Source organism: Brevundimonas sp. KM4 (assembly GCF_000964075.1).
Classification (GTDB): domain Bacteria; phylum Pseudomonadota; class Alphaproteobacteria; order Caulobacterales; family Caulobacteraceae; genus Brevundimonas; species Brevundimonas huaxiensis.
In genome coordinates this window covers 43,670-50,909 of sequence record NZ_JZRG01000017.1, presented here as the reverse complement: position 1 = coordinate 50,909, position 7,240 = coordinate 43,670, and the positions used below count along the sequence as shown (strand labels likewise).

The 7,240-nt window shown below is 67.7% G+C and carries 6 protein-coding genes; 4 read left to right on the top strand and 2 right to left on the bottom strand.

The annotated features are described in order from the left end of the window. Positions 1-203 precede the first annotated feature (203 nt). Together VH88_RS10050 and VH88_RS10045 are read right to left on the bottom strand one after the other, a co-directional pair. A complete protein-coding gene (locus VH88_RS10050; RefSeq protein ID WP_045811134.1) occupies positions 204-629 on the bottom strand; it encodes a CBS domain-containing protein in 426 nt (141 codons plus the stop codon). 102 nt (positions 630-731) lie between these two features. After that, entirely contained in the window at positions 732-1,403 is a 672-nt protein-coding gene (locus VH88_RS10045) for a rhomboid family intramembrane serine protease (protein ID WP_045811133.1), read from the bottom strand. Between the two features lie 119 nt (positions 1,404-1,522). On the opposite strand from VH88_RS10045, the gene hfaA reads away from it, so the two are divergent. The 4 genes from hfaA to VH88_RS10025 all read left to right on the top strand — a co-directional run bounded on the left by hfaA (position 1,523) and on the right by VH88_RS10025 (position 7,158). Further along, the gene (hfaA, locus tag VH88_RS10040) at positions 1,523-1,963 is read left to right on the top strand and encodes a holdfast anchoring protein HfaA (protein ID WP_045811132.1); all 441 of its coding nucleotides are present in this window, start codon (positions 1,523-1,525) and stop codon (positions 1,961-1,963) included. After that, positions 1,960-2,976, top strand: a complete 1,017-nt coding sequence (gene hfaB / locus VH88_RS10035) for a holdfast anchoring protein HfaB (protein ID WP_039247049.1) — start codon at positions 1,960-1,962, stop codon at positions 2,974-2,976. Before hfaA ends, hfaB begins: the two co-directional genes overlap by 4 nt. Continuing rightward, positions 2,903-4,162, top strand: a complete 1,260-nt coding sequence (gene hfaD, locus VH88_RS10030; protein WP_231576643.1) for a holdfast anchor protein HfaD — start codon at positions 2,903-2,905, stop codon at positions 4,160-4,162. The genes hfaB and hfaD overlap by 74 nt, the downstream gene beginning before the upstream one ends. 110 nt (positions 4,163-4,272) lie before the next feature. Next, positions 4,273-7,158 (top strand): pitrilysin family protein, encoded by a 2,886-nt coding sequence (locus tag VH88_RS10025; RefSeq protein WP_045811131.1) that lies wholly within the window; start codon positions 4,273-4,275, stop codon positions 7,156-7,158. Positions 7,159-7,240 lie beyond the last annotated feature (82 nt).

Below are 7,240 nucleotides of genomic sequence, written 5' to 3'. Positions count from 1 at the left end.
TGAAACCAACCGATGAAAGCAAGAAGTTTTTCGCTTCTTTCTTCCGTGGGACCTTGGAGACTTTCACCCCCGCGGCCCCGCCGGCCAGCCCGTTTCCGAGCGAGGCGGCTCTATACGGAGAGGCTGATTTGTCAGCAAGCGGATTCTGACACGAAAGGGAAGTTTCTCGCAAAACCGGAATCGGCCAACGGCGCACGCGCCTCTCAGCCTGCAATATAGGTCCGCAAGCTCTCGGCCTCATGGGCGTGTTCGGCGATCTGGCATTTCACCACGTCGCCGATGGAAATGACGCCGACCAGACGATCCGCCTGCATGACCGGCAGATGCCGGATGCGCCGATCGGTCATGCGGGTCATCAAGGCCGACATCTCCTCGGCCGGTTCGGCATAGATCACCTTGGCCGTCATGTAGTCGGCGATCGGACGGTCCAGCGCCTCGGCGCCATCGGCCGCCAGCGCCTTGACCACATCGCGTTCGGAGAACACGCCGACCACCCGGTCGCCGTCACAGACGACCAACGCTCCGACCCGCTTCTGCTCCAGTTCTTCGCACGCCCGCGTCACAGTCAGATCCGGCGCGATGGAGAAGACGGCGTTTCCCTTTGTCTTGAGGATTTCGGCGACGAACATCGCGGTCCCTTCTCTCTGTAAGAGACGACCGCTGGGCCGGAATGGCGACAGGGCCGCTCAGGCAGCGATGATCGCTCAGCCCCCGTCCGGAATCAACGCGCCTCAGCGATCAGGCGCGGCCCCCGCCCCGAACATCCGCCCCAAGGGACCGATGGCCAGAAAGCCGACGAAGAACCCGACCGCGTGAGCCTCCCAGGCGATCCTGGCGCCCTCGGCACCGGGCAGTCCGCTGATCATTCCGGTCACCGCGTTGACCGCCATCCAGGTGATGGCCGCGCCGACCACGCGGCGATCCCCCATCGGCAGCACCCTGCCCTGTCCGCCCAGCAGCCGTGTCGCGGCGCCGATCAGGCCGAAGACGGCGCCGGACGCGCCGACCATCGGCTCGCTGGATCCCCAATGGATCAGCCCATAGCCCAGCGACGCCAAGACGCCGCACGCCAGATAGAAGAGCAGAAAGACCGTCGGACCGATCCTAGTCCCGAACAGCCGCGCCACCGGCGTCCCGAACGCCAGCGCCGCCACCGCATTCATGATGGCGTGGGTCCAGCCGCCGTGCAGCAGCATGGCCGTCAGTAGCCCGCCCCACCGTCCCTGCTCCAGATCAAGGGGCGCGAACGCCATGCTCATGCCCATGTCGGGCAGGTCGCGCTGGAAGAAGAAGAGCGTCGGCATCGACGCCGCGATCAGCAGCACGACCAGCGGCACGTTGAACATCGGCTCTCGCGCCGGGCGGCTGTTCGGCGGATCGAATCGACCGGATGCGTCTGACATGACGCCACAAATGCTCAGTGACCTGCGTCACATCAAGCGCTTCTTAATAACCTTAATGCAGGTTGGGGTGCGGATCACGCTCGTGGTCCGGCGTCCGTTTGTGCGCGAGGAACCCCGGAATGCCCGCCAAGAGGCTGTTTCTATCCACCGCCGTCATGGCCTTCGCCGCCGCTGCAAGCGTGCCGGCGATCGCGCAGTCGACGGGTTCGGGCGGCGCTGCGCGCTTCCAGCAGGGCTATGGCGGCGCGCGAACGGCCGCCAATACGGCCGCGACCGGCTATACGCGTGACGCCAACGGCAATCGGCTGATCGTCAACGGCATCATCCAGTCCGGCGCCTCGTCCTATTCCAGCCAGTCCGGCGGCGCGGCCTCGGCCTATGCCGGCGCAGGCGCGTCCAGCAACGGCGGCACGACCATCGGCGGCTCCACCGCCATCGGCAATCAGCTGAACGTGGTGGTCCAGGGCAGCCGCAACACCGTCATCGTCAACTCGACCCAGACCAACACCGGCGCCATCAACGCCGGTACGGCCCTGAACGGGAACATCAACCTGCCATGAGCCGCCGTCATCTCATCAAGGGGTCCGCCGCCGTCTCGGCCGTCGCCCTTCTGCTCGCCGGCTGCGTCAGCCCGGTCGCGGGTCCGTCGGGACAATATGCGACGCCGATCGGCAATGCGCCGGTGACCGCAAACCCCACGCCCTATTCCGCCGCGCTGTATTGCCTGGCCGACTACGCGCGTCGCTACAACCTGCCCTCGCCGCGCATGGCGGTGGGCCGGATCAGCGACTACACCGGCACGGTGTCGTCCGACGGCGGCCGCCAGATCACCGGCGGCGCCTCCCTGATGGCCAACTCGGCGCTGGCCAAGGCCGGCGCTCGCATCGTCGAACGCTACGACACCTCGGTGTCCGAGCTTGAGCTGCGCTACGCCAACAACAAGCTGATCGGCGACCAGGCTCCCGACGCCAAGGGGCCGGAGGACACCCAGTACCGCCGCATCCTGGCGGGTCAGGTTCCGGGTTCCGACTTCTATGTCGTCGGCGGCATCACCGAGGTGAACTACAACATCCGCTCCGGCGGCTTCGACATCGCCGGGGGCGAGGTCGACAGCAACCGCCCCGGCTCGGGCATCGTCAATCACCGCGTCTATGTGATGAACATCGCCATGGACCTGCGCCTGGTCCAGACGACCACGCTCGAGGTCGTCGATGTCGTCTCCTATCAGAAGCAGATCATCGGCCGCGAAATCTCGGCCGGCGTGTTCGACTTCCTGAACGGCAACGTCTTCGACATCTCGGCCGGCACGGGCGGGATGGAGCCGACGCAACTGGCCGTCCGCGCCCTGGTCGAACGGGCCACGGTCGAGTTCATGGCCAACCTCTATGGCGCGCCCGGCCCCGAAATCTGCCTGAACCCCGCCAACGACCCGCTCGGCGATTCCACGGTCGGCCCGACCGGCGGCTATTATCCGGCCTATCCCACTCAGGACACCAACAATGGCCAGACTCGCGCCGATCCGTCTCGTTGGCATGATGGCCGCGACGGCGACGTTCGCCGCACTCGCCACTGACGCGAGCGCCCAGCAGACGCCGGCCTGCGATCCGCAAGCCGGCGAAACCTGCTCCAGCACCCAGATCCAGACCGGCGACGTCACCGGCCTGGTGGACATCGACCTGTCCGTCGATCAGGTGACCGTCAGCAACAGCGCCCAAGGCAATGCGCTCGCGGGCGGGGTCACGGCCGCCTCCGCCGGCTTGGTCTCGCGCCAGTCGATGACCGGCGCCACGCTGGCCCGCAGCAATGTGGTCGCGAGCGGCGAGGCCGACGGCCAGCTCAGCGTCGATACGACCGCGCGCGGCAACTACCTGGGCGTCACCACCGATCGCGCGACCTTTGCCGTGGACTCCAGCCAGTCCGCGACCGGCGACCGGGTCGAGGCCGGAACCTATGTCCAGGCGCCGAATGGCCGCATACTGCAAGGCGGTTTCGCGACCAGCACCGCCGTCGCCAACACCGTCGCCCTGGGCGGCCCCTCGTCGTCCCTGACCGGCGTCATCGACCAGCGGGCCCAGACCACCGTCTTCGCCGAGACCGTCGCCGACATTCAATACATTCCGGCGCCCGCGACCTTCTCGTCCCAGGCCGTCGCCAATGCGGTCCAGACCAATACGACCGGCGCCTCGCACCAGGATCTGACCATTCGCCAATCGAACGCCGCCTCGACCACCGAGGCGCGCACCGACGTCTATGTGGACAACGGCTGGGACCTGACGGTCGGCGCCAACGCCGGGGCCAACCAGGCGATCACCGCCAACGCCGGCGGCTCCATGCTGATCCAGACGGACCAGGCCAACGCAGGCCGCGTCCGCGCCGACGCCCGCGTCCAGACCAATCTCCAGGGCCAGACGGTTCTGGCGGCCCGCAGCGTCGCCAACGAGACCGTCGCCGGCAATAACGACATCTATCTGAAGCTGGACAACACCCAGCTGAACACCGGCGGGGTCGAGGCCAACGCGACCTATGTCGGCGTCAACGGCTATGACGCCTATGTCGGCTCCGACGCGGTCGGCAATACGGTGACGGGCTATGCCTGTTCCCAGTGCGGCGGCGACGTCAACGTCAACAACACCCAGACCAACAGCGCCAATGTCACCGCGACCACCAACGCCACGGTTTCGTCCGGACGCACCGCCGTGGTCGGCGCCAACGCCGTCGGCAACAGCGCCAGCTTCTACATCAGCCGCCCCGGCGGCTGATCTGAACATGACAAGTCGGTAAGGTTCGCCAGCGCCGCTTGTGGCGAAGGCAAGCACACTTTACACATCCGGCATCGCGCCATCGGGGGTTGCGGTTTCGGAGTGATATCATGCGTTCTGCGCGTCATCTGCTGCTTGTCGCCGTCTCGGGACTGGCCCTGACCACCGGGGCTTTCGCCGCCCCTGCTCTCGCCCAGACCGCGCCGCCCGCTGCGGCCGCCGCCGGTCAGGTCGCGCCGTCAGCCCCCTGGGCTCAGGCCGCCAGCGACATCCCCGCCGATCCGGCCGTCCGTTACGGCCTGCTGCCCAATGGCATGCGCTACGCCCTGCTGCACAATGCGACGCCTCCGGGTCAGGCCTCGTTCCGCCTGCGCATCGACGCCGGCTCGCTGATGGAGCGCGACGACCAGAAGGGTCTGGCCCACTTCATGGAGCATATGGCCTTCAACGGCACCAAGGACGTGCCGGAAAACGAGATGCTGCGCATCCTCGAACGCCTGGGTCTGGCCTTCGGCGCCGACACCAACGCCTTCACCAGCTTTGACCAGACCGCCTATGTGCTGGAGCTGCCCAACACCAAGGACGAGACGGTCGATCCCAGCCTGCACATCCTGCGCGAGATGATGTCTGCGGCCCTGATGGCGCCGGACGCCATTGATTCCGAGCGCGGCGTCATTGTCGGCGAGGAACGCACCCGCGACACGCCGCAACTGCGCGTGTTGAAGACCCAGCTCGGCCTTCTGGCGCCCGGCCAGCGTCTGTCGGAACGCCTGCCGATCGGCGACCTCGACATCATCCGCACCGCGCCGCGCCAGCGCTTCGTCGACTTCTATGACGCCTACTATCGCCCCTCGCGCGCGACCTTCATCGCCGTGGGCGACTTCGACGTGGATGCGATGGAGGCCAAGGTCCGCGCGGCCTTCGGCGACTGGAAGCCGACCGCCGCCGATGGTCCCGAGCCCGACCTGGGAACCGTCGCCCCGCGTCAACCCCAGACCAGCATCCTGGTCGAGCCGGGCATCCAGTCCTCCATCCAGATCAACTGGATCAAGGCCCCGGACCTCAGCCCCGATACGGCCGCGGAACGCGCCGCCGACGTCCGTCGCGGCCTGGGTCTGGCCGTGCTGAACCGTCGCCTGGGCGAGATCGCCCGCGCCGACAACCCGCCCTTCATCGGCGCCGGCGCCGGCTATCAGTCGCTGTTCGACAGCCTGGACGCCGGCACCCTGTCGGTCGCCTTCAATCCCGGCGGCTGGCAGCGCGCGCTGGAAAGCGTCGAGCAGGAAAGCCGTCGCCTGGCCGAATACGGCGTCAGCGACGCCGAGCTTCAGCGCGAAATCGTCAACACCCGCACCGCACTTCAGAACGCCGTCGCCTCGGCCGCGACCCGTTCGACCTCGGCGCTGGCCAACGGCCTTCTGGGCGCCGTCAACGACGATCAGGTGTTCAGCTCACCCCAGACCAATCTCGATCTGTTCAACAAGGCCGTCGAAGGCCTAACCGTCGACCAGGTCAATCAGGCGACCAAGGCCGTCTTCGAGGGCCAGGGCCCGCTGCTGCTGTTCAGCTCCCCCGTCCCGGTCGAGGGCGGCGAGGCCGCCGTCACTGCTGCGCTGGAGGCCTCGCGCAACACCCCGGTGCAAGCCCGCGCCGCCGAGGCCGAGTTGAAATGGCCTTATGACAATTTCGGCGCCCCGGCGGTCCCCGCCGCCCGTTCTGAAGTCGCCGATCTCGGTGCGACCCTGGTCCGCTTCCCGAACGGCACGCTGCTGAACATCAAGAAGACCGACTTCCGCGCCGATCAGATTCTGGTCAGCGCCCGCACCGGCCTTGGCGAACTGGGCCTGCCTGCCGACACCCTGTCGCCCCTGTCGATGGCCAGCACCGTCCTGGCCCCTGGCGGTCTGGGCAAGCTCAGCCTGGACGAAATGAACCGCGTCCTCAGCGGCCGCACCTACAGCGCCGCGGTCAATCAGGCCGGCGACGCCTATGTCTTCGCCGGCGCCACCAAGCCGGCCGATCTCCAGCTGGAGCTTCAGGTCCTGGCCGCCTACCTGACGGACCCCGGTCTGCGCGGCGCCTCGTTCGAACAGACCAAGGCCATGTTCCCGCAGATCCTGGCTCAGCTAGGCGCCACGCCGCGCGGCGTCTTCCAACGCGACGCCTCAGGCCTGCTGGCCAGCGGCGACGCGCGTGAGACGACCCCGACCGCCGAACAGATCGCCGCGATCCAGATCGACGACATCCGCTCGGGCGTTCGCTCAGCCCTGGCCCAGGGTCCGGTCGAGATCACGGTCGTCGGCGACGTCGACGTCGACGCGGTCATCGCCGCCGTCGGCTCGACGTTCGGCGCCCTGCCCTCGCGCGGTCAGGCGCCCACCCCGCCCGCCGGCTCGACGGTGCGCAAGTTCCCGGCCCCGACCGCCACGCCGGTTCAGCTGTATCACACCGGACCCGCCGAACAGGCGCTGGGCTTCGTCGCCTGGCCGACCACCGATCAGGTCGAAGATCGCAAGACCGCGCGTCAGCTGTCGATCCTGTCGGACGTTCTGCAACTGCGCCTGAACGACGAGATCCGCGAGAAACAGGGCCTGGCCTATTCGCCCAGCGCCGGCTCGACCACCTCGGACACCTATCCGGGCTACGGCTTCATCTCGGTGACCGCGGAAACCCCGCCGGCGGCCCTGCCCAAGCTGTTCGAGACTGTGGACGCCATCGCCGCGGACCTGCGTGACAATCCGATCAGCGAGGACGAACTGAACCGCGCCCGCCGCCCGGCGGTCGAACGCATCCGTCGCAGCATGGCCGACAACGGCTACTGGCTGACCCAGCTGTCGCAGGCCCAGAGCGATCCGGCGACGCTGGACCAGACCCGCAACCAGATCGCCACCTTGGAAGCCGTCACCGCCGCCGACCTTCAGGCCCTGGCGCGCCAGTATCTGAAGTCCGACAGCGCCTGGCGCGCCACCGTCACCGCTCAATCGGCGGCGCAATAACGCCCACGAAAAAGGCCCCGGTTCTCGCGAACCGGGGCCAGTCGTCAGGATCGTCGACGGAGAGCCGACGGTCGCCTTATCT

Excerpts from the sequence above, each read along its gene's own strand:
- VH88_RS10050 (WP_045811134.1), bottom strand. The coding sequence starts at position 629 with ATGTTCGTCGCCGAAATCCTCAAGACAAAGGGAAACGCCGTCTTCTCC.
- VH88_RS10045 (WP_045811133.1), bottom strand. The coding sequence starts at position 1,403 with ATGTCAGACGCATCCGGTCGATTCGATCCGCCGAACAGCCGCCCGGCG.
- hfaA (WP_045811132.1), top strand. The coding sequence starts at position 1,523 with ATGCCCGCCAAGAGGCTGTTTCTATCCACCGCCGTCATGGCCTTCGCC.
- hfaB (WP_039247049.1), top strand. The coding sequence starts at position 1,960 with ATGAGCCGCCGTCATCTCATCAAGGGGTCCGCCGCCGTCTCGGCCGTC.
- hfaD (WP_231576643.1), top strand. The coding sequence starts at position 2,903 with ATGGCCAGACTCGCGCCGATCCGTCTCGTTGGCATGATGGCCGCGACG.
- VH88_RS10025 (WP_045811131.1), top strand. The coding sequence starts at position 4,273 with ATGCGTTCTGCGCGTCATCTGCTGCTTGTCGCCGTCTCGGGACTGGCC.